Source organism: Streptosporangium sp. NPDC020072, assembly GCF_040631445.1.
Taxonomy (GTDB): Bacteria; Actinomycetota; Actinomycetes; order Streptosporangiales; family Streptosporangiaceae; genus Streptosporangium.
In genome coordinates, this window is the sequence record NZ_JBEYAB010000003.1 from 346,689 (window position 1) to 368,237 (window position 21,549).

Annotated in this window: 20 protein-coding genes and 1 pseudogene; 12 read left to right on the top strand and 9 right to left on the bottom strand. The window is 69.7% G+C overall.

All coding sequences use genetic code 11. The features are described from left to right. Window positions 1-62 precede the first annotated feature (62 nt). Together ABZ470_RS08005 and ABZ470_RS08010 are read left to right on the top strand one after the other, a co-directional pair. Window positions 63-914: a peptidoglycan DD-metalloendopeptidase family protein gene (locus tag ABZ470_RS08005; protein WP_362910997.1), complete on the top strand. Its 852-nt coding sequence runs from the start codon at window positions 63-65 to the stop codon at window positions 912-914. Between the two features lie 360 nt (window positions 915-1,274). Then, window positions 1,275-2,492 carry a cytochrome P450 gene (locus tag ABZ470_RS08010; protein WP_362910743.1) on the top strand — a complete coding sequence of 406 codons (1,218 nt, stop codon included), beginning with the start codon at window positions 1,275-1,277 and terminating at the stop codon, window positions 2,490-2,492. A 615-nt stretch (window positions 2,493-3,107) separates the two neighbouring features. Here the strand turns inward: ABZ470_RS08010 and ABZ470_RS08015 are convergent. Next, entirely contained in the window at window positions 3,108-4,271 is a 1,164-nt protein-coding gene (locus ABZ470_RS08015; RefSeq protein ID WP_362910745.1) for a hypothetical protein, read from the bottom strand. A 294-nt stretch (window positions 4,272-4,565) separates the two neighbouring features. On the opposite strand from ABZ470_RS08015, the gene ABZ470_RS08020 reads away from it, so the two are divergent. Then, complete coding sequence (locus ABZ470_RS08020; RefSeq protein ID WP_352008652.1) at window positions 4,566-5,924, top strand: glutamate decarboxylase; 1,359 nt, start codon at window positions 4,566-4,568, stop codon at window positions 5,922-5,924. 15 nt (window positions 5,925-5,939) lie between these two features. On the opposite strand, the gene ABZ470_RS08025 is transcribed toward ABZ470_RS08020, so the two are convergent. Beyond that, window positions 5,940-7,172, bottom strand: coding sequence for a deoxyguanosinetriphosphate triphosphohydrolase (locus ABZ470_RS08025; RefSeq protein WP_352008651.1), 1,233 nt, complete (start codon window positions 7,170-7,172; stop codon window positions 5,940-5,942). 112 nt (window positions 7,173-7,284) lie between these two features. Continuing rightward, complete coding sequence (ppdK, locus tag ABZ470_RS08030) at window positions 7,285-9,927, bottom strand: pyruvate, phosphate dikinase (RefSeq protein ID WP_362774720.1); 2,643 nt, start codon at window positions 9,925-9,927, stop codon at window positions 7,285-7,287. Between the two features lie 400 nt (window positions 9,928-10,327). On the opposite strand from ppdK, the gene ABZ470_RS08035 reads away from it, so the two are divergent. Further along, window positions 10,328-11,113, top strand: a complete 786-nt coding sequence (locus tag ABZ470_RS08035) for a hypothetical protein (protein ID WP_352008649.1) — start codon at window positions 10,328-10,330, stop codon at window positions 11,111-11,113. On the opposite strand, the gene ABZ470_RS08040 is transcribed toward ABZ470_RS08035, so the two are convergent. Continuing rightward, window positions 11,103-12,488 (bottom strand): glycine--tRNA ligase, encoded by a 1,386-nt coding sequence (locus ABZ470_RS08040; RefSeq protein ID WP_352008648.1) that lies wholly within the window; start codon window positions 12,486-12,488, stop codon window positions 11,103-11,105. The genes ABZ470_RS08035 and ABZ470_RS08040 overlap by 11 nt on opposite strands. Before the next feature lie 115 nt (window positions 12,489-12,603). Then, window positions 12,604-12,882 (bottom strand): antibiotic biosynthesis monooxygenase family protein, encoded by a 279-nt coding sequence (locus ABZ470_RS08045; protein ID WP_362910747.1) that lies wholly within the window; start codon window positions 12,880-12,882, stop codon window positions 12,604-12,606. Window positions 12,883-12,968: 86 nt separating this feature from the next. Here ABZ470_RS08045 and ABZ470_RS08050 point away from each other — a divergent pair, with 86 nt between their 5' ends. The 6 genes from ABZ470_RS08050 to ABZ470_RS08075 all read left to right on the top strand — a co-directional run bounded on the left by ABZ470_RS08050 (window position 12,969) and on the right by ABZ470_RS08075 (window position 17,065). After that, a complete protein-coding gene (locus tag ABZ470_RS08050) occupies window positions 12,969-13,370 on the top strand; it encodes a DUF6703 family protein (protein WP_352008646.1) in 402 nt (133 codons plus the stop codon). A gap of 73 nt (window positions 13,371-13,443) precedes the next feature. Then, window positions 13,444-14,358, top strand: coding sequence for a zinc ABC transporter substrate-binding protein (locus tag ABZ470_RS08055; protein WP_362910749.1), 915 nt, complete (start codon window positions 13,444-13,446; stop codon window positions 14,356-14,358). A gap of 36 nt (window positions 14,359-14,394) precedes the next feature. Further along, on the top strand, window positions 14,395-15,147 hold the full coding sequence (locus tag ABZ470_RS08060) for a metal ABC transporter ATP-binding protein (protein WP_362910998.1): 753 nt from the start codon (window positions 14,395-14,397) through the stop codon (window positions 15,145-15,147). Then, the gene (locus ABZ470_RS08065; RefSeq protein WP_352008644.1) at window positions 15,144-15,977 is read left to right on the top strand and encodes a metal ABC transporter permease; all 834 of its coding nucleotides are present in this window, start codon (window positions 15,144-15,146) and stop codon (window positions 15,975-15,977) included. Before ABZ470_RS08060 ends, ABZ470_RS08065 begins: the two co-directional genes overlap by 4 nt. Then, window positions 15,974-16,381, top strand: a complete 408-nt coding sequence (locus ABZ470_RS08070) for a transcriptional repressor (protein WP_352008643.1) — start codon at window positions 15,974-15,976, stop codon at window positions 16,379-16,381. Before ABZ470_RS08065 ends, ABZ470_RS08070 begins: the two co-directional genes overlap by 4 nt. A gap of 135 nt (window positions 16,382-16,516) precedes the next feature. Continuing rightward, the gene (locus ABZ470_RS08075) at window positions 16,517-17,065 is read left to right on the top strand and encodes a CGNR zinc finger domain-containing protein (protein ID WP_362910751.1); all 549 of its coding nucleotides are present in this window, start codon (window positions 16,517-16,519) and stop codon (window positions 17,063-17,065) included. Between the two features lie 80 nt (window positions 17,066-17,145). Here ABZ470_RS08075 and ABZ470_RS08080 read toward each other — a convergent pair whose 3' ends face one another. Next, window positions 17,146-17,685 (bottom strand): hypothetical protein, encoded by a 540-nt coding sequence (locus ABZ470_RS08080; RefSeq protein ID WP_362910753.1) that lies wholly within the window; start codon window positions 17,683-17,685, stop codon window positions 17,146-17,148. Between the two features lie 52 nt (window positions 17,686-17,737). Next, a pseudogene (locus tag ABZ470_RS08085) lies at window positions 17,738-18,370 on the bottom strand (epoxide hydrolase); the annotation flags it as partial. Between ABZ470_RS08085 and ABZ470_RS08090 the strand changes: the two are divergent. After that, complete coding sequence (locus ABZ470_RS08090) at window positions 18,369-19,352, top strand: YafY family protein (protein WP_362910755.1); 984 nt, start codon at window positions 18,369-18,371, stop codon at window positions 19,350-19,352. The pseudogene ABZ470_RS08085 and the gene ABZ470_RS08090 sit on opposite strands and share 2 nt — an antisense overlap. Before the next feature lie 73 nt (window positions 19,353-19,425). After that, the gene (locus ABZ470_RS08095; protein WP_362910757.1) at window positions 19,426-19,920 is read left to right on the top strand and encodes a carbonic anhydrase; all 495 of its coding nucleotides are present in this window, start codon (window positions 19,426-19,428) and stop codon (window positions 19,918-19,920) included. 55 nt (window positions 19,921-19,975) lie between these two features. Here the strand turns inward: ABZ470_RS08095 and ABZ470_RS08100 are convergent, their stop codons facing one another. Beyond that, window positions 19,976-20,767 (bottom strand): isoprenyl transferase, encoded by a 792-nt coding sequence (locus tag ABZ470_RS08100; protein WP_352008638.1) that lies wholly within the window; start codon window positions 20,765-20,767, stop codon window positions 19,976-19,978. Beyond that, window positions 20,764-21,516: a DNA repair protein RecO gene (gene recO / locus ABZ470_RS08105; RefSeq protein ID WP_352008637.1), complete on the bottom strand. Its 753-nt coding sequence runs from the start codon at window positions 21,514-21,516 to the stop codon at window positions 20,764-20,766. The genes ABZ470_RS08100 and recO overlap by 4 nt, the downstream gene beginning before the upstream one ends. Window positions 21,517-21,549: the final 33 nt, after the last annotated feature.

Consider the following 21,549-nt stretch of genomic DNA (forward strand, 5'->3'; position numbering starts at 1 on the left):
AAACGGAAGGTCGGCTACAAAGGTAAAGGCTGGTTATCGATAACGTTAGCCTGGTGGAGATCATGCGATCGGGGCACATAGCTCGACTGAGTGTGACGGTGGGCGTTCTGCTCGCCACCGGGGCCTGCGCGTCCCCGGGAGGGGTCGCGGGTGTCAGCACCCTTCCCCCCGCGGCGGAGGTCGCGGCCACGGGGCCGGGCAAGGTCACGGCGACGATTCCCACCCCGTCCCCGACGCCCGCCGCGCAGGCGAGCGTGACCCGGCCGGCGGGTGACGACCCGGTGCGGGTCCCACCGCCGAAGCTGTCGAACTTCAGCTACGTCTTCCCGGTCAAGGACTGCAGGGTGAGCTACGAGAGCAGGCTTCTCGTGCTGCCGAAGACCACGATCTGGACCGGGAAGGGCTGCTCGTTCGTCTCCCCGGTGAACGGGGTGGTCGACGAGGTCAACGCCAAGAACCGGTGGAAGCCCTCGACCGACCGGGGCCCCGACCGGGAGGGCCGTTTCGTCACGGTCATCGGCGACGACGGCGTGCGCTACCTCGGCGGCCACCTGGACAGGATCACCCCGGGGATCAAGCCCGGCGTCAGGGTCTCCGCGGGTCAGACCCTCGGCCAGGTCGGCAACTCGGGCAACGCCCGCTCGACCGCGAGCAACCTCTACTTCGCGATCTCCTGGAAGACCGACCACTCCCTCTGGTGGGTACGGCGCGGCATGGTCCCGCCGTGGAACTACCTGGACGCCTGGCTGGACGGCAACCGCACGCTCTCGCCCGCCGAGGAGTCGCGGGCCGTGATGAACCGGGTCGGCGCCTCCCCCAAGTGCTCGACCCTGTGCGCCGCCAAGCCCGGTTCGACGGACAAGCCGGAGAAGCCGTCCCCGACGCCCGAAGAGAAGATTCCCCTGGGCAACTGACCCCGTTCCTGCGGATCCTCTCCGCCGGGGACGGGGTTTCCGGCGCCTTTCACGTTCACACGGCCGGCGCGGACCGCAAGAGCCGCGCCGGGATATCACGGTTTCCATGAGTACGGCGACCCGCCGTGGCCTTCCGGCATTCGGGAACGGCCTTCCATTGAGCGGAATGACCCCGTGACCGGCTCATTCATCGCACCACCAGCCGATTGATCATCACCCTCATCCCCAAATCCGAAAAATCACTCTAATAAATAAATATCATCTTTTCGGCCACCCAAAAGCGACACCTTGACAGACAGGTAACTTTTGCTACGTTCTCCGAAAAGAACAAATGTGGCGGCCCTTTGGGAGCAAGATCAAATGACGACAGACTTCCCAATTTCTCGCACTTGTCCTTTTTCTCCGCCGGACGAGTACGAACGGCTCCGCGAACAGGCCCCACTCGTCAGAGCCAGGATCGCCAGAGGCGAGGTCTGGCTGGTGACCCGGCACGCCGAGGCGCAGCAGGTGCTCAGCGATCCCACGGTCAGCACCGATCCGGCGTCCCCCGGCCATCCGATGCCCGCGATGCGGCCCGACGACCCCTCCGAGGAGGAACTGGAGATCCGCAGGAGGTTCCAGGCCGGCCAGTTCATCGACATGGATCCGCCGGAGCACAGTCTCTACCGGCGAATGCTGATCCCCGAGTTCACCGTGCGACGGGTCAAGGAGATGCGCCCGGCCATCCAGGAGGCCACCGACCTGCTCATCGACGACATGCTGAAGGCGGGCTCCCCGACTGACCTCGTCGACGCCTTCGGCTTCGCCCTGCCGTCCATGGTGACCTGCGCGCTCCTCGGCGTCCCCTACGCCGACCGCGACTTCTTCCGGGCCAGGACCCGCAAGATGATGGACACCGGCGTCGGCTCCTCCGCCGACGGGATCGCCGCCGCCATCGAGGTCTGGCACTACCTCGACAAGCTGATCACCGAGGCGGAGAGCGAGCCGGGCGACGACCTCATCGGACGCCTGGTCACCGCGCGGCGGGAGACCGGCGAGCTGACCCACGACGCCATGGTCGGCATGGTCTTCCTGCTGCTCATCGCCGGGCACGAGACGACCGCGAACATGATCCCGCTGGGCGTGCACACCCTGCTGCGTCACCCGGACCAGCTCGCCGCCCTGCGCGCCGACCCCACCGGCTGGCCCCTGGCCGTCGAGGAGTTGCTGCGCTACCACTCGATCGTCGACTGGGTGGGTTTCGACCGGGTCGCCACCCGGGACATGGAGATCGGGGGCCAGGCCGTACGGGCCGGGGAGGGCATGTTCGTGCTCGGCGCATCGGCCAACCGCGACCCCCGGGTCTTCGACCGGCCCGACGACTTCGACATCCGCCGGGGCGCCCGCAACCACCTGGCCTTCGGCTACGGCGTCCACCAGTGCCTCGGCCAGAACCTCGCCCGCGCCGAACTGGAGATCGCCTACCGCGCCCTCTTCGACCGCCTGCCCGCTCTCCACGTCATCGGAGACGACGACGACCTGCCCTTCAACTACGACGGGGTGGTCTTCGGCACCCGCGCCTTCCCCGTGGGCTGGTAACCCGTACGGGGCGGCCTCAGGAACGCCGTTCAGGCACCGGTTCGCTCCAGCCGCTCCTTGGCCGCGGCCGGTTCGGCGGGCACCTCACGCCGCAGCCACCGGATGATGTCGGCACGTTCGTCCCCGGTACGGGTCATCCGGTGACCGGTCAGGGGTCCGGGGGTTCGGGCCCTGAACCTGAGTCATCCTCCTGGCGAACCCACCGGACGGCTCCGACCCTGTCGTCGATGACGGCGCAGGCGCGAGGGTCCAGAACCTCTCCCGCCGCCCGGCGGACGAAAGCGCGGGCCTCACCGTATGCCAACGCGGTGTCCTGCGGCATGTGCGCGAAGACACGCGATCAACGGACCCCGGAGCCGTCCTCGTCCCCCGGCCGTCCCGGTCGGGGAGCCACGGCGTGGGAGGTTCCGGGCCTCGACGGCGGTCACCGGAAACCGCCTTTACAAAGTATGGTTAGCACGTTCCGGGGGGTTCTCTTCCCGGTCTGACGAGCGCCTCTCCCGGGCCCGCTCCACCGGTCTCATCCGGATGAGATCCGGGCGCGCACCTTCCCGGCCTGTGGGTCCGTTTCGGTCCACAGGCCGGGTTACAGGCCGGGCTTCCGCGTTCGCCCTGTCAGCAGGGTGCCGCCGCGTAGAGGGTCCCCGCCTGGGTGGTGATGCGGGAGGCGGCGTCGGCCCAGGTGGTGCCCAGGGGGTTGAGGGTCAGCACCACCATGATCTTCCGGTCGTTCGCACAGAGGGTCCCGGAGGTGTGCATCGCGGGGCTGGCCAGGTCGACGCTCGCCGTACGGGCGGACGGGCTCCGCGTACCGGCCGCCACCGGGCACCGCGGGTCCTCGTCGAAGGCGGACCAGCCCTGCTTGACGGCCCAGGGGGCGGAGACGGCACTCGGGATGCCGAAGTACTGGTCCCAGCCGTCGTCCGCGCACCGGGTGGCCTGGCGCAGGTGTCCCATGATGAGGTTCCTGAAGGACGGGTCCGCTCTCTCCAGGATGTAGCGGTAGATCTTCACCACGTCGGCGGCGCTGATCTCGGTGTAGCCCCACATCCCCCGGTCGGCCGGTGGCGCCGTGTCGGTCAGGCCGATCTTGGTCACCATCCGGCTCACGATCGTCTCCCAGCCGCCACGCTCCCACAGGGCGCTCGCGGCGTTGTCCTTACTCGAACGCAGCATGCTCTGCAGCAGCTGGGCGTCGGCGGTGGGCACCGCCGTACCCGGGCCGAGGGTTTCGAGGTAGTCGAGGGCGATGAGCAGTTTCACCAGCGAGGCGGAGCGGAACCTCTTGTGCTCCTCGCTGCGCACGGACGTGCCGGTGACGCGGTCGTAGACCATGTAGGCGGTCGAGCGATCGGCGGGCAGCGACGGGCACTGGGCGAGCCTGGCGTCGTCCGGGTCCAGTGAGGTGTTCAGGTAGAGCGCGGGCACGAAGCCGTAGCCGTGCCGCTCCGGGTTGCTCACCACCCGGTCGCCCTGGGTGTAGTACCACACGTTGTTGCCACCGCCGTGCTGCTGGCCGCGCGTCCAGCACAGGAACCAGCTCTGGGCGGTGTCCATGACCCCCACCTGCGGCGACGAGCCGTCCGGGGTGGCGTGGACCGGGGCTCCCGTCTGGTTGCCGCAGACGGAGTCCTCGGTGAACGTGTTCGGGAAGATCCCGCCGCCATGGCTGACGCCCGTACGGTGCTGACACACCTGGGCCTGGGCGGCGGAGGTGGGTAACAGGGCCAGGGCGGTGGCGACGAGCACACCGACGAGCAGCCCGCTGAAGACTCGCATGGGTTCCCCTCACTGGTTGAAGGGCGTCGCGTCCCGTGCGCGTCACCGGAACGCGCGCCCGTCCCCGATGGGTTCACGTAATCATGACCGGGAAACCCCGACAATCCTTGATCCAGCCATAAACCACAGGTTTCCCGACATATCGGAACGCCAGCCGCGAACGAGCGCCGCAACCCCTCTTGGACCTTTCGTGAATTTCGTCGGACTTTGTGGCGTTTGCCGGTCGGGTAGGTAGCCGATGGACCCCGGCACCGTACCGCCGACCGGGCCTGACCCGGCGAACAGGAGATCCACATGCCCCTGCACAAGGTCACCTCCTGGGACGACGTGTACACCTCGCCGCTGAGCGAACGGCCGCTGCCGAAGCGCCGCCTTCCCGACTCCCCCGCCGAACCACGCGCGGTCTACGACCTCGTCAGCTCGGAACTCCTGCTCGACGGGAACTCCGCGCAGAACCTGGCGACGTTCTGCACCACCTGGAGCGACGAGGAGACCCATCGTCTGATGGATCTCTGCCTCGGCAAGAACATGATCGACAAGGACGAGTACCCGCAGACGGCCGAGATCGAGTCCCGGTGCGTGCACATCCTGGCCGACCTGTGGAACTCCCCCGACGGCATGGGCACGATGGGCTGCTCGACGACCGGGTCGAGTGAGGCGGCGATGCTCGGGGGGCTGGCGCTCAAGTGGAGATGGCGCCGTCGCCGCCAGGAGGACGGCAAGCCGGCCGACCGCCCCAACCTGGTCTGCGGCCCGGTGCAGGTCTGCTGGGAGAAGTTCGCCCGCTACTTCGACGTCGAGCTGCGGCAGGTGCCGCTCGAACGTGACGCGACCGGTCTGCGCCCGCACCAGCTACGCGACTACGTCGACGAGAACACGATCGGCGTCGTGGCGATCCTCGGCGTCACCTACACCTGCGACTTCGAACCGGTCGCCGGCATCGCCGGGGAACTCGACGCGATCCACACCGAGACGGGCCTGGACGTGCCGATCCACGTGGACGCCGCCAGCGGCGGGTTCGTCGCCCCGTTCGTCCAGCCCGACCTGCCGTGGGACTTCCGGCTCGAACGGGTCGCCTCCATCAACGCCTCCGGCCACAAGTACGGCCTGGCGCCGCTCGGCGTCGGATGGATCGTGTGGCGCTCCGCCGACCTGCTGCCGAAGGACCTGATCTTCGACGTCAGCTATCTGGGCGGTGAGATGCCGACGTTCGCCCTCAACTTCTCCCGTCCCGGCGGCGAGATCGTCGCCCAGTACTACACGATGCTGCGGCTGGGCCGGGAGGGATACCGCAGGGTCCAGCAGGCGTGCCTGGACACCGCGCGGTTCCTGGCCGACCGGATCGCCAAGATGGGGCCGTTCGAACTGCTCTACGACGGCCGGGGCGCCCTGCCCGCGGTCTCCTACACCCTGGCCGGCCCCGACCCCGGCTTCACCCTCTACGACCTGTCAGAACAGCTGCGCGCCAGGGGCTGGCAGGTTCCCTCATACCCGCTGCCGCCCGACCGGCAGGAGACGGTCGTCCAGCGGGTGCTGATCAGGCACGGCATCGGCCGTGACGAGGCCTCCCTGCTCGCCGAGGACATCCGGCGCTGCCTGGACCGGCTCCACCGGGGCGGCGGGGCGGAGCACAGGCCGGGGTTCCACCACTGAACCACGGGCCGGGGCTCAGCCGCCGGACAGGCGCCGGTGCCAGGTGAGCGCGGAGGTGTCGGTGAGCGAGGCGATCTGGTCGACGACCACCCGCAGCCGCCCGGCGTCGGTCTCCGCCCTGGTGAAGGCGGGACGCAGCGCGGGCTCCAGGGTGAGCGGCGCGCCGAGCATGATCAGGTGGGCGAGGTCACGGACGATCTCACGCTGCCTGGCCTGGTTGGCGCTGTGCGCGTCGCTGGTCATCACGTAGTGCGCGGTCAGCCCCTTCAGCAGGGCGCATTCGAGACGGGTGCGCCGGGGGACGACCAGGTTGGCGCCGTGGCGCCCCGCGGCCTCGCCGTACGCCTCGCGGGTCGCCTCCTGCGCGGAGCGGCACAGGTGGCCGATGAGGGAGCTGGTGAGCGCCTTGGTCGCGACGAGGTCGGCGAGTGTGCCGTCGAAGTGCCGGGGCCACAGCGGCAGGGCGAACAGCCCGCCGAGGACGTCGTCGAGCTCCGCGGGCTCGGCGTCGGGAGCGTACCAGGCACGGGTCGTCGCGCAGACGCCCCCGCGCTCCGCCGGGTCGCGCAGCACCTGCGGCATGACGGCGCCGGAGTGCAGGGCGTCCTCCAGGTCGTGCACCGAGTAGGCGACGTCGTCGGCCCAGTCCATGATCTGGGCCTCGAAGCTGACGCTGCCCTCGGGGGCGCCCCGCCTGATCCACTCGAAGACCGCCATGTCTTCGGGGTAGGCGCAGTACTTGGGGCTTCGCTCCCTGGTCCAGGGATACTTGGTCGCGGCGTCCAGGCAGGCCCGGGTGAGGTTGAGCCCGGCGCTGCGGCCGTCCTCGGTGAGGACCTTGGCCTCAAGACGGGTCAGCAGGCGCAGGCTCTGCGCGTTCCCCTCGAACCCGCCGCACCCGGCGGCCAGTTCGTTGAGGGCGGTCTCCCCGTTGTGCCCGAACGGCGGATGCCCCAGGTCGTGGGCCAGGCACGCGGTCTCGACCAGGTCGGGGTCCCTGCGCAGGGCCTGGCCCATCTCCCTGCCGATCTGCGCGCACTCCAGGGAGTGGGTCAGCCGGGTGCGCGGGATGTGCTGCCCGCTGCCGAGCGTCTCCGCCGGTCCGACCACCTGGGTCTTGGCGGCGAGCCTGCGCAGCCCCGCGCTGTGCAGCACCCGCGCCCGATCGCGTTCGAACGGGCTTCGTTCGGGGTTGCCGGGCGGTTCCGGCACCCATCTGGCCTGGTCATGCTCGTCATAAGCGTGCATAAGTGCAGTGATTTTATCCAGGAAAGGTGCCACCTATGCGAAACGTCGTGGAAACACCTGGTGACTCCTGGAAACCCCGGCCTCCTCCGGGGAGGCCGGGGCGCACGATCCGTCAGCGGGTGTCCGAACCCGTGCTCACCAGGGCCGCGCGGCCCGCCTCAAGACGGGCGACGGGGATGCGGAACGGCGAGCAGGACACGTAGTCGAGCCCCACCTGGTGGCAGAAGTGGATGGAGTCCGGGTCGCCGCCGTGCTCGCCGCAGATGCCGAGCTTGAGGTCGGGCCTGGTCGCGCGTCCCTCCTCCGCCGCGATCCGCACGAGCCTGCCGACTCCGTCGCGGTCCAGCGACTCGAACGGCGAGACGCCGAAGACGCCGAGCTCCAGGTACTTGGAGAAGAACGCCGCCTCCACGTCGTCCCGGGAGAAGGCCCAGGTCATCTGGGTCAGGTCGTTGGTGCCGAAGGAGAAGAACTCCGCGGCCTCGGCGATCTGCGCCGCGGTCAGCGCCGCCCTGGGCACCTCGATCATCGTGCCGACCAGCGCCTCGACACCGACCTCGGCCAGGATCCGCCGCGCCTCGTCCCTGACGTGCTCCAGCTCCTGGACCGCGCCGACCAGCGGGATCATGATCTCGGCGCGGGCGCCCTCCACGGCCTTGGCGGCCTCGGCGATCGCCCTGACCTGCATGGCGAACAGGCCGGGGATGACCAGGCCGAGCCGTACACCGCGCAGGCCGAGCATGGGGTTCTGCTCGTGCAGGCGCTTGACGGCGGCCAGCACCCTGCGGTCCTTCTCCTCGGCCTGGTCCCCGGCGAGGGCCACCTTGACCGACAGCTCGGTGTAGTCGGGCAGGAACTCGTGCAGCGGCGGGTCGATCAGCCGGATCGTGACGGGCAGGCCCGCCATCGCCTGGAAGATCTCCACGAAGTCCGCCTTCTGCAGCGGTTCGAGGGCCGCCAGCGCCCGGTCGCGCTCCTCCTCCGAGGAGGCCAGGACGAGGTCCTCGACCAGCTGCCTGCGGTCCCCGAGGAACATGTGCTCGGTACGGCACAGCCCGATGCCCTCGGCGCCGAACCTGCGGGCGCGGGAGGCGTCCTCGGCGTTGTCGGCGTTGGCCCGCACCTTCAGCCGCCTGGCGGCGTCGGCGTGGGTCATGATGCGGTGCACCGCCGTAACCAGCTCGTCGTCCTGGTCGGTCGCGCCCTCGAAGTACTCGACGACCGGGGAGGGGACGACGGGCACCTCGCCGAGGTAGACCGCGCCGCTCGACCCGTCGATGGAGATGACGTCCCCCTCGGAGACCACGACGCCGCCGGGGGCGGTGAACCTGCGCTCCTTGGTGGAGACCTCAAGCTCCTCCGCGCCGCACACGCAGGTCTTGCCCATACCCCGGGCGACGACCGCGGCGTGGGAGGTCTTGCCTCCCCGGCTGGTGAGCACGCCCTGGGCGGCGATCATGCCCGCCAGGTCGTCGGGGTTGGTCTCGCGGCGGACCAGGATGACGGCCTCTCCCGCCGCGGCCAGCTCGACGGCCCGCGCGGAGGAGAAGACGGCCTTGCCGACGGCGGCGCCGGGCGAGGCGTTCATCCCGGTGGTGATCCTGGCGCTCTTCGCGTCGCCGTCGAAGCGCGGGAACATCAGCTGGGCCAGCTGGGCGCCGTTCACCCGGGTCACGGCCTCGTCGAGGTCGATCAGGCCCTGGTCGACCAGCTGTACGGCGATGCGGAATGCCGCCCCCGCCGTCCGCTTGCCCACCCGGGTCTGCAGCATCCACAGCTTGCCGCGCTCGACCGTGAACTCGATGTCGCACAGGTCGCGGTAGTGGTTCTCCAGCGTCTCCATGATCTTCATGAGCTCGTCGTAGACGGACTTGTCGATGCGCTCCAGATCCTGCAGCGGCATGGTGTTGCGGATGCCCGCGACCACGTCCTCACCCTGGGCGTTCTGCAGGTAGTCGCCGTAGACGCCCTGGTGGCCGCTGCCGGGGTCGCGGGTGAAGGCGACGCCGGTGCCCGAGTCCATGCCGCAGTTGCCGAACACCATCGAGCACACGTTGACGGCCGTGCCCAGGTCGGCGGGGATGCGCTCCTGACGGCGGTAGAGGACGGCGCGCGGGGCGTTCCACGACTCGAAGACCGCCATCACGGCCATGCGCATCTGCTCGTGCGGGTCGGCGGGGAAGTCCTGGCCGGTCTGCTCGCGGACGATGCCCTTGTAGGTCTCGACCAGGCGCTGGAAGTCGGCGGCCTCAAGCTCCAGGTCGTCACGGCCGTTCTTGAGCTCCTCCAGGGCCTCGTCGAACAGCTCACCGTCGATGCCCTGGACGGTCTTGCCGAACATCTGGATGAGGCGCCGGTAGGAGTCCCAGGCGAAACGCTCGTTGCCCCCCGCCTGCTTGACCAGGCCGTGCACGGACTGGTCGTTGAGCCCGATGTTCAGGACGGTCTCCATCATGCCCGGCATGGAGAACTTGGCCCCGGAGCGCACGCTGACCAGCAGGGGGTCGTCGGCCTGGCCGAGACGCCTGCCCATCCGGCCCTCCAGCGCGGCCAGGTGCCGGGAGATCTCCTCCTCCAGCCCCTCGGGGAGCCCGCCGTCCTCAAGGAAACGGCGGCACGCGTCGGTGGTGATGGTGAAGCCGGGGGGCACCGGCAACCCGAGATTGGTCATCTCGGCCAGATTGGCCCCCTTACCGCCGAGCAGATCCTTGAGATCTTTGTTGCCCTCGGTGAAGTCGTAAACGTACTTGGGCACGGTTGCTCCTTCTGCGACTTCAAATGACGTGTGGTCCCGCCTTGGTTGGACTCTACCGACGCAGAAGAAGACGAAACGCCACCCACCCCACGAAAGAGCGTTTGCCCAGGTAGAAGGCTACATGGCGGTCTAATCCAATTTAAATGAGCAGCAAAGCCGCAGTGATATGGACCACCCCAAGAATTGGTATAAACCAATTGGTATAAACCAATTGTCTCAGCATTCAAACGCGTTCACGGAGGGTTCAACCCATGCTGTATGGGGTACGGAACGGCCTTCCCGCGCATCCGATGTAACGCGCGTCACACACGCTCCCGGGGTCACACGGGAAACGACCGGGTCCCGATTGTCGAAGATCTCCTGGCTCACCCCGGCTTCGCATGGGATTGTCACCTTTGTGATGAGTAGTGGCGAAGCGAGGAACGACCACCCCTGGGCCAGGCCGGACAGCCGCGAGGAGGAACGACAGACGGCCAGGCCGCCGTGGGAGGCGGGACGGCCCGGCTGGGCGGCCCGCGCCGGGGAGCAGGCCGGCCCTCCGAAGCGGGCCGTGCGGACGGGACGCCGTACGAGAAGGGTCCTCGCCTGGGTTCTGACGGGAACGCTCGCGCTGGCCGCCCTGCTCGCCGGCCTGGCCGTTCTCGTGCCGCGTCTGCTGTCACGCCCCGGGCCGGGCGTCCTGGCCTCCTCAGGCCCGGCCTCCGCCGAACGGTCACAGGAGCCCGGCGCCGTCACCTACATCGACGACGTCCGGCTCGGCACCTGCGTCAACGAGGTCTCCGACAGCACGACCTCCGACAAGAACAGCGGAATCCTGCCCCTGGTGAGCTGTTCGGCACCGCACGACGGCGAGGTGCTGGCCAGGTTCCTGTTACCCCCCGGGATCTGGCCGGGCGAGGCGAAGGTGCGGGAGACGGCCGCGCGAGGGTGCCGGGGACGGCTTGAGCCGCTCTTCGAGAACAGTCCCGCCGGAGACCGGCTGGCCACGCTGGCCTTCGTCCCGTTACGGGAGGAGTGGCCGGAGGACCGGCTCGTGGTCTGCGTCGCCGTGCATCAGGGGGTCGCGCCTCTGGTCGGGCCGGTCGTCCCGGGCGGCTCCGGGCCTCAGGACGCCGACCCCCCGCGGACACAGACGGCCCCCGCTCCCGTGGTCGCCGGGGCGGGGGCCGGGTGGGTCAGTCGTTGAGGTGCTGACGGAGGTAGGCGTCGACCTTGTCGAGGGCCACGCGCTCCTGGGTCATCGAGTCGCGCTCGCGGATGGTCACCGCGTGGTCCTCAAGGGTGTCGAAGTCGACCGTGACGCAGAACGGCGTGCCGATCTCGTCCTGACGACGGTAGCGACGGCCGATGGCGCCCGCGTCGTCGAACTCGACGTTCCACCGGCGGCGCAGCTGGGCGGCCAGGTCCTTCGCCTTCGGCGACAGGTCGGCGTTGCGCGACAGCGGCAGCACCGCGACCTTGACCGGCGCGAGGCGGTGGTCGAGCCGCATGACCGTGCGCTTCTCCATGACGCCCTTGGCGTTGGGCGCCTCGTCCTCGGTGTAGGCGTCGATCAGGAAGGTGAGCGTGGCGCGGTCGACACCGGCGGCGGGCTCGATCACGTAGGGGACGTAGCGCTCGCCGGTCTCCTGCTCGAAGAAGCTCAGGTCGGTGCCGGAGGCCTTGCCGTGGGCCGTCAGGTCGAAGTCGGTGCGGTTGGCGATGCCCTCCAGCTCACCCCACTCGCCACCGGTGAAGTTGAAGCGGTACTCGATGTCGACGGTCCGCTTGGAGTAGTGGGAGAGCTTCTCCTTGGGGTGCTCGTACAGACGCAGGTTCTCCGGGGTGATGCCCAGGTCGGTGTACCAGCGGAAACGCTCGTCGATCCAGTACTGGTGCCACTCCTCGTCGCTGCCCGGCTTGACGAAGAACTCCATCTCCATCTGCTCGAACTCGCGGGTGCGGAAGATGAAGTTGCCGGGAGTGATCTCGTTGCGGAACGACTTGCCGATCTGGCCGATGCCGAACGGGATCTTCCTGCGCGCCGACTGCTGCACGTTGAGGTAGTTGATGAAGATGCCCTGCGCGGTCTCCGGGCGCAGGTAGGCCAGGCCGGACTCGTCCTCGACGGCGCCGAGGTAGGTCTTCAGCAGGCCGCTGAACTGCTTGGGCTGGGTGAAGGCGCCCTTGTTGCCGCAGTTGGGGCAGGTGATGTCGGCCAGGCCCTCGGCGGGCTGCTTGCCGTGCTTGTCGGCGTAGGCCTCCTCAAGGTGGTCGGCCCGGTAGCGCTTGTGGCACGACTGGCACTCGGTCAGCGGGTCGGTGAAGGTCTCCACGTGGCCGCTGGCCTGCCACACCTCGCGGGCGAGGATCACGCAGGAGTCAAGGCCGACGACGTCGTCGCGGCCCTGCACCATGGTCTTCCACCACTGCCGCTTCACGTTGTTCTTGAGCTCCACCCCCAGTGGGCCGTAGTCCCAGGAGGCCCGGAGGCCACCGTAGATCTCGCTGGAGGGGTAGACGAGCCCACGTCGCTTGGCAAGGCTGACGATGGTGTCCATGATGTCCGTACGGCGTGCCATAAGGGAAAATCTCCATCCGGCTGGAGGTCGGCGAGGAATTGGTCGAGACCCCAGCTTAGGGGAGCCGCACCTGCGCCAGACGCGCATTGCCCCCACGCCGCCCGCGCGGCGGGTCCTACGGACGTTCGGCGTCCTCGAAGGCGCTGGGCTCGTTGAGCATCAGGGGCATCAGCGGGTACATCGCCATCCTGGCCGCGCCGAGCGCGCGCCGGTAGAACCCCGCCCCCTCCCACTCGCTGACCAGCGCCCACAACTCGGGCTCGTCCACCGACCTGACCACGCGCCCGCGCACGTATCCCGGCTGCCCCGCCAGGGTGTCGACGATGTCGTGCGCCTGGACGAGGAACTCCCCGGTACGGCCTGCGGGCACCGAGTAGCGGATGAGAGCGAGCATCCGCCCAGAATGCCAGAGCCCGGCCCGCCGCCGCGCACCGGTGCGGGAGCTGCCGCCGGGAGGGGTCACGGCGTTAGGCTCGGGCCGTGGCCGAAAAACGCCGTGAGCGCCCCGCACACCCGATGGCCAGGCCCCGCCCCACCCGGGGCGCGGCGAGAGGCCCCCGTCCGCTGCCGCCCGGCGAGCAGTTCTTCACGCCCGGAGCCACGGGGCTGCGGCGCGAGGTCGAACGGCGCAGCGCGGCCCCGCTCGTCTTCCTCTTCCAGCTTCCCCGCTGGATCCTGCCGGTGGTCCTGGTGGCGTTGCTGCTGGCCGGGTTCGCCGTGCCGTCCTTCCTCGGCGGGATCGCGGTGCTGCCGGTGATCGGGTTCGTCGGCTGGCTGGCCTACATGTCGTGGCCCTCGCTCGGCGTCAGGGGGCGTGTCCTGCGCGTCGCCCTGCTGACCTTCCTGCTCCTGCTGGTCGCCGACAGATTCGGGGCGTTCTAGACGATTTTGACAACCATTTTCATTTACGCGCATACTGGTGAGCATGATGTCCGGCTCCTCCCGACGTATGCACATGCGCACAGCAAGTCTGCTCGCCGCTCTCACCGCCGTCCTCACCGTCACCACCGCCTGCGGCTCCGGCCAGGCAGGACCGGCCGGAGCACAGGGAGGCAAGACCGACATCACCGCGGCCATGTACCCCCTGCAGTGGCTGGCGGAGCGGATCGGCGGCCCCGACGCCACCGTCACCGCCCTGACCAAACCCGGAGTCGAACCGCACGACCTCGAACTGTCCCCCGCCCAGGTCGCCGGCATCGAGGCGACCGGTCTCGTCGTCTACGTCAAGGACGTGCAGCCCGCGGTGGACGAGGCCGTCGAACAGCACGCGGCCGGCCGGGGCCTCGACGTCGCCTCCCTGGTCAAGACCATCCCCTCCTCGGCCGGGGAGCAGGGCGAGGGTGAGACGGGCGACGCCGCCCACGACCCGCACGTCTGGCTCGACCCCTCCCGGATGGCCGTGATCGCCACCAAGCTCGGCGACAGGCTCGCCGAGGCCGACCCGGCCCACGCCAAGGGCTACCGGGACCGGGCCGCCGCGACCGTCGCCGACCTCACCACCCTGGACGGTGAGATGTCACGGGGCCTGAGCGGGTGCTCCTCGACGGCGATCGTCACCAGTCACGCCGCGTTCGGCTACCTCGCCGACCGCTACAAGCTCCGCCAGATCGGGATCAACGGCATCGACCCGGAGGCCGAGCCCTCCCCCGCCCGGCTCGCCGAGGTGGCGAAAGTGGCCAAGCAGGAGAAAGTGACTACGATTTTCAGTGAGGCCCTCGTCAGCCCGAAGGTCGCCGAGGTCCTCTCCACGGAGATCGGCGCCAAGACGGCCGTCCTGGACCCGGTCGAAAGCCAGCCGGCGAACGGCGACTACCTGTCCGCCATGCGCCAGAACCTCAGTGCGCTCCAGACGGCGCTCGGCTGCTCGTAAAGGCGACACGTGACATCCATCGAAACGGTTTTCAGCATGAGCGGCGGCCAGGTCAGCCTGGACCGCCGCCCGGTGCTCCGGGGCGTCGACCTGACCATCGGAGCCGGTGAGGTGGTGGCCGTGCTGGGCGCGAACGGCTCGGGCAAGTCCACCCTCATCCGCGCCCTGCTCGGCCTCGTCCCCCTGTCCGGCGGCACCACCCTGCTGTACGGCACGCCGCCCGCCCGGTTCAGGCAGTGGTGGCGGATCGGGTACGTGCCCCAGCGGCTCTCGGTCGGCGGCGGCGTGCCCACCACCATCCGCGAGGTCGTCGCCTCCGGCAGGATCGCCAGGCAGCGGCGCCTGCGCCTGACCGGCGCCGCCGACAAGGAGGCGACCTCCAGGGCGCTACAGGCCGTCGGCATGGCCGACAGGGCGGGCGACCCGGTCCAGGCGCTGTCCGGCGGGCAGCAGCAGCGGGTGCTCATCGCCCGCGCCCTGGCGGGCGAGCCCGACACCTTCGTCATGGACGAGCCGACCGCGGGCGTCGACGCCCAGAGCCAGCAGCTGCTGGCCGACACCCTGACCTCCCTGGTCGCCCAGGGCAAGACGGTCCTGCTCGTCGCCCACGAACTCGGCCCGCTCGAACCGCTCATCACCCGGGCCGTCGTGCTCAGGAACGGATTCGTGTGCCACGACGGCGCGCCGCCCCACGCGGTCGGCGCGCACGCGCTGCCCGGCCACGACCACGTCCACCCGCATGAGGCGGGCAAACCGCTGAGCTCGCTCGACTGGAGACCGACGTCGTGATGGACCTTCTGCAGTACGAGTTCATGCAGCGGGCACTGATCGCCGCGCTGCTGGTCGGCCTCGCCGCCCCGGCCATCGGCACCTTCATCGTGCAGCGCAGGCTGGCCCTGCTCGGCGACGGCATCGGGCACGTCGCCCTCACCGGTGTCGCGCTCGGCTTCCTGACCGGCACCGCCCCCGTGCTGACCGCCGTCGTGGTCTCGGTGCTCGGCGCGGTGGCCATCGAGCTGGTCCGTGAGCGCGGCAGGACGGGCGGCGACGTGGCGCTCGCCCTGCTGTTCTACGGCGGCATCGCCGGAGGCGTGCTGCTCATCTCACTCGCCCCGGGAGGCAGCAACTCCAGCCTGCTGTACTACCTGTTCGGTTCGATCAGCAGCGTCAGCGTCGAGGACGTCTGGGTGATCGCCCTGCTCGCGGTCGCCGTCCTGGGCGTCGTCGTCTTCTTCGGCCGCGAGCTGTACGTGCTCTGCCAGGACGAGGAGGTCGCCAGGACGTCGGGCCTGCCGGTGCGTTTCCTGAGCCTGCTGATCGCCGTCACCGCGGCGCTGACCGTGGTCATCGCGATGCGCGTGGTCGGCCTGCTCCTGGTCAGCGCCCTGATGGTGGTCCCGGTCGCCACCAGCCAGCAACTCACCCGGGGCTTCAGGAGCACGATGCTGCTGTCCATGGTCTTCGGGATGGTTTCCACGGTCAGCGGGCTTACTTCCTCCTTTTATGTCAAGGTGCCATCGGGCGCCATCATTGTTGTCATAGCGCTCGGAGGGTTCGTCCTGGCCCTCGCGCTCGGTAGATTCGTACGCCGAAGCCGACCACAGGAGTCCAATCCATGAGCAGCAGACGCGATGCCGTCCATGACGTCCTCCGCCACAGCGAGGGCTTCCGAAGCGCGCAGGACGTCTACGCCGAGATGCGCGCCGAGGGCGCCAAGATAGGCCTGACGACCGTCTACCGGGCGTTGCAGGCCCTGGCCGACAGCGGCCACGTCGACATGCTCAGGACCGACGACGGTGAGTCCGTCTACCGCGCCTGCGCCAGCGGCGACCACCACCACCACCTCGTCTGCCGCCGCTGCGGCAGGACCGTCGAGGTCGCCGGGCCCGCGGTCGAGCGCTGGGCCGAGACGGTCGGGGCCGAGCACGGCTTCACCGACGTCACGCACACGGTCGAGGTCTTCGGCACCTGTGCCTCCTGCTCGACCGCCGCCAGGACGCACGCGGCGGTGAGTCACTCCTGACGACCGCCCCGGCCACGGCGTGGCTGACGTACCGTGAAAAGCCCCTCACGCCCGCGTTACGGGGGATAATCATCCGAGACGGCGAGTCGCCGGACGCGCCCTCCCACGCCGAAACCGCCATCCTCAGGAGTCAACATGCCATTCGGACATGACATGGTGCACTCACTCGCGACCGTGGTCGACCTCATCAACACCTCCCCCGCCACCGGAGGCCCCGACAGGCTGACCGACCTGCGGGAGCTCGGTGAGTTCGTGGAGCGCCACCAGGTCAGCGGTGTCGGTGAGCTCTGCTCCTCCGACCTGAACCAGGTGCGCGCGGCACGCGAGGCCTTCCACAAGGTCTTCACCGCCCCCGACCAGGCGACGGCGGTCATCCGGCTGAACACGCTGCTGAGCGGGACCCGCATCACCCCACGGCTGACCGAGCACGACGGACACCCCCTGCACGTCCACTACTTCGCCCCCGGCGCCTCCGTCGGCGAACACCTGTCGGCCGACCTGGGGGTCGCGCTGGCCCACCTGTTCGTCGAAGGCGAGTGGGAACGGCTGCGCACCTGCTCCGCGCCCGACTGCGACAACGTCTTCGTGGACGAGTCACGCAACCGCTCCCGCGTGTACTGCGACAGCCGCACCTGCGGGAACCGGATGCATGTGGCGGCCTACCGGGCGCGGCGCCGGGCGTAGTCCGCTGTGTCTCTTTGCGCCGCCTGGCGGCGGCGCGGGCTTGGGCGCTTTCGGGTCGGTGCACCCGGAGAGCGTTGGGGTCAGCGGACTTTGGCGAAGAAGGCCCGGAGGTCGGCGGCCAGGTCGGCCGGGTGGTCCATGGCGATGAAGTGGTGGCCGGGCGGATTGTCCTCCGGCCAGTGGAGGATGGTGTTGTGGCGCTCGGCCAGGCGGCGGATGCCGGGCGGGCCGCTGTAGACGCCGGTCGGCACGGCGGCCTGGCCCTGCGGCCAGCCGAAGCCGGTGCTCTCGTAGTACGGCCAGGCCGAGCTGCCGAAGGTTCCGGTGAACCAGTACAGGCTCACGTTGGTCAGCAGTTGGTCCCGGTCGATCACCTGCTCCAGCGGCCTGCCCGAGGCGTTGAACTCGTGGAACTTCTGCGTTGTCCAGGCCAGCGCCGCGACCGGTGAGTCGTGCCATCCGTAGGCGAAGGTCTGCGGCGCCGCGCGCAACAGCGCGTGGTGGTCGACGCCGTTCATCCAGTCCTGCTCCTGGAGCCGGGCGAAGGCCGCCCGTTCCTCCTCCGTCATCTCCGGCAGGTCCTTCTCCGTGGGGAAGCCGAGGCCGGCGAGGACATACACACCGGGCCACGTGGCCCGGTGCGGCCCTGGCGACCTCCGGCGCGACATAGGCCCCGAAGTCCCCGCCCTGCGCGCCGTACCGCTCGTAGCCGAGGCGGCGCATCAGCCCCGCCCAGAGCCGCGCCACACGCGCCGCGTTCCAGCCGGTCCCGCGTGGTGGCGCGGAGAACCCGAAGCCGGGCACGGAGGGGACGACGACGTGGAACGCCTCCGAGGGGTCGCCGCCGTGGGCGCGGGGGTCGGTGAGGCGGTCGATGAGCCGGGCGAACTCCGCGAACGTGTTCGGCCAGCCGTGGGTGAGGACGAGGGGCAGGGCGCCGGGCTCGGCCGAGCGCACGTGCAGGAAGTGGATCTCCTGGCCGTCGATCTCGGTCATGAACTGCGGGAACGCGTTCAGCCGCGCCTCGTGCGCGCGCCAGTCGTATGTGTCGCGCCAGTGGGCGGCGAGTTCCCTGAGGTAGCCGGTGGGAACCCCTCGGGTCCATCCTTCGCCGGGCAGCGGCCGGGGCCAGCGGGCGCGACCGAGGCGGTCGTTCAGGTCGTCCAGATCGGCCTGGGCGATGTCGATCAGGAAGGGGCGGATCTCGGTGTTCATGGTTCTCCCGACAGGTCGTGGCGACAGGACGACGATAGGAGCCATGTAGGTCGGGACCTGTCCTACATGGTCGGGCATGCTGGGGGCCATGGGTGACACGTCCGCGCGGCTGCTCGAACTGCTGTCGTTGCTCCAGACCCCCCGTGACTGGCCCGGCAGTGAGCTGGCCGGACGCCTCGGGGTCAGTCCCAGGACCGTCCGCCGCGACATCGACCGCCTGCGCGAGCTGGGATATCCGGTCCAGGCGACGATGGGCGCGGCCGGCGGTTACCGACTCGCCGCGGGCACGGCCATGCCGCCGCTGCTGGTCGACGACGAGGAGGCGGTGGCCATCGCCGTGGGCCTGCGCACCGCGGCCTCACATCCGGTGGAGGGCATCGAGGAGGCGTCCGTACGGGCCCTGGCCAAGCTGGAGCGGGTGCTGCCGTCCCGGCTGCGGCACCGGGTCGGTACGCTCGCCGCGGCGACCGTACCGATGGGCGCCGGAGACGGCCCGCCCGTCGATCCGCGGACCCTGGTGGTGCTCGCCGGGGCCGCCGCCAACCATGAGCGGCTGCGCTTCGCCTACCGATCGGCGGACGGCACGGAGAGCAGGCGCCTGGCCGAGCCGTACCGCCTGGTGACGGCCGGGCGCCGGTGGTACCTGCTGGCCTACGACAACGACCGCGACGACTGGCGGAGCTTCCGTGTGGACCGGATCGGTGACCCGCTGGCGACCGGCGTGCGGGTCCCGGCCCGGGTGCCGCCCGAGCAGGACGCGGCCGCGTTCGTCACCGACAAACTGCACTCGTCCGCGCCCACGTACGAGGTGGTGGCGGTCCTGCGTCTTCCCGCCGAGGAGGTGGCCCGGCGGCTCGGCGGCACGATGGGGCGCGTCGAGCCGGTCGACGAGGGCCGTTGCCGCCTGCGCGGGCCGGCCGACACGCTGGAGTGGACCGCGGCACGTCTGCTCATGCTCGGCTGCGAGTTCGAGGTGTGCGAACCGCCGGAGCTGGTCGCGTATCTGCGCGCCCTGGGCGCCCGTGCCACCCGCACCGCCCGGACCTCCCGGCGGAGGAGGCACTCTCCGTAATTACCTATTGACTCAGTAGGAAATAAGGGTAGGTTTGCCTGTGACGTTTCCCTGAGGAATGACAGGAGATTTCATGAGCGTCACCGACGAGCTTCTGGCCAACGCGGAGCGTTATGCCGCGGCGTTCGACAAGGGAGACCTGCCGTTGCCCCCGGCACGCGGTGTCGCCGTGCTGGCCTGCATGGACGCCAGGCTGAACCCCTACGGCCTGCTGGGGCTCACCGAGGGCGACGCGCACGTCATCCGCAACGCGGGCGGTGTGGTGACCGCGGACGAGCGGCGCAGCCTGGCCATCAGCCAGCGCCTGCTCGGCACGCGGGAGATCATCCTCATCCACCACACCGACTGCGGCATGCTCACCTTCACCGACGACGAGTTCAAGCGGCAGATCCAGGCCGAGGTCGGGACGAAGCCCGACTGGGCGCCCGAGGCCTTCCCCGACCTGGAGGAGGACGTCCTGCAGTCCGTCAACCGGATCAAGAACGACCCGTTCATCCCGCACACCGACTCGGTCCGCGGCTTCGTCTACGAGGTCGAGACGGGACGGCTGCGCGAGGTCAAGGCCTGACAGGACCGGGTCGCCCGCCCCTGACCCGGAAGGGGGCGGCCCCGGAACGCCGGTCTCAGGGGAGTGGGGCCTGCGCCACGGGGTTCGGCACGGCTCCGCCGTACCTTCTGTCACGCTTGGCGAACAGCTCGCACGCCTCCCAGAGGTCGCGACGGTCGAAGTCGGGCCACAGGCGGTTCAGGAAGACCATCTCCGCGTAGGCCATCTGCCAGATCAGGTAGTTGGAGGTGCGCTGCTCGCCGGAGGAACGCACGAACAGGTCGACGTCGGGGATGTCCGGCTCGTCGAGATATCTGGCGAAGGTCTCTTCTTTGACCTTGCCCGGCTTGACCCTGCCCGCGGCGATGTCCTCCGCCAGGCGCAGCGCCGCGTCCACGATCTCGGCCCGGCCCCCGTAGTTGACGCAGAACTGCAGGGTCAGCGTCGAGTTGCCCTCGGTCATCCGTTCGGCGTCCTGCAGTTCCTTGATGACGCTCTTCCAGAGCCGTCCCGGACGGCCCGCCCAGCGCACCCGCACCCCCATCGCGTTGAGCTCGTCCCTGCGGCGGCGGATCACGTCGCGGTTGAAGCCCATCAGGAACCGGATCTCGTCCGGCGAGCGCTTCCAGTTCTCCGTGGAGAAGGCGTAGGCGGACAGGTAGGGGATGCCCAGCTCGATCGCGCCCTCGATCACGTCGAACAGCGACGACTCACCGGCCTTGTGCCCCTCGGTGCGCGGCAGGCCGCGCTGCTTGGCCCACCTGCCGTTGCCGTCCATCACGATCGCCACGTGCCGGGGCACGAGGTCGCGGGGGATGGGCGGCGGGGTCGCTCCGGACGGATGAGGCACCGGGGGACGGACGTTCACGTGGCGGGTTCCCTTTCTGCGCGCTCCCGCTCCACATGCCGGAGCGAGCGTATGCCGTGTTCGAGGTGCCATTGAAGGTAGGCGGCGACCAGGCCGCTGCACTCGGTGCGGTGCCTGCTCTCCGAGGCGTCCGCGCTCCGCCAGTCGCCCTTGAGCAGGGCGACCATCAACGCGATGGTCTCCCCCGCCGGTACGGCGGCGCCCGCCGGGCGGCAGGCCCCGCACACCACCCCCCCGGCCACGATGGCGAACGCCCTGACCGAGGTCGTCCTGCACCGGGCGCACTCCTCCAGGGCGGGAGCGTAGCCCGCGACGGCCAGTGAGCGCAGGAAGTAGGCGTCGAGCACGAGCCTGGCCTCGTGCTCTCCGGAGCCCAGCGTGCGCAGGCCCCCGACCAGCAGCAGGAACTGCCGCAGGGCCGGTTCCTTCTCCGCCATGATCAGCCGGTCGGCGGTCTCCAGCATCGCGCTGCCCGCCGTGTAGCGCGGATAGTCGGCCACGAAGGCCTCGCCGTACGGGCGGATGGTCTCGGCCTGGGTGATCACGTCAAGCGTGCGGCCGGTGTGGAGCTGGAGGTCCACGTGGGTGAAGGGCTCAAGGCGGGCGCCGAAGCGCGACATGGTCCGCCGCACACCCTTGGCGACGCCCCGGATCTTTCCGGTTCGCCTGGTCAGGACGGTGACGATGCGGTCTGCCTCGCCCAGCTTGTGCGTGCGCAGCACGATGCCCTCGTCACGGTACAGGCTCACCGGATCAGTCTAGATGGCACGGCGGCATGCCGG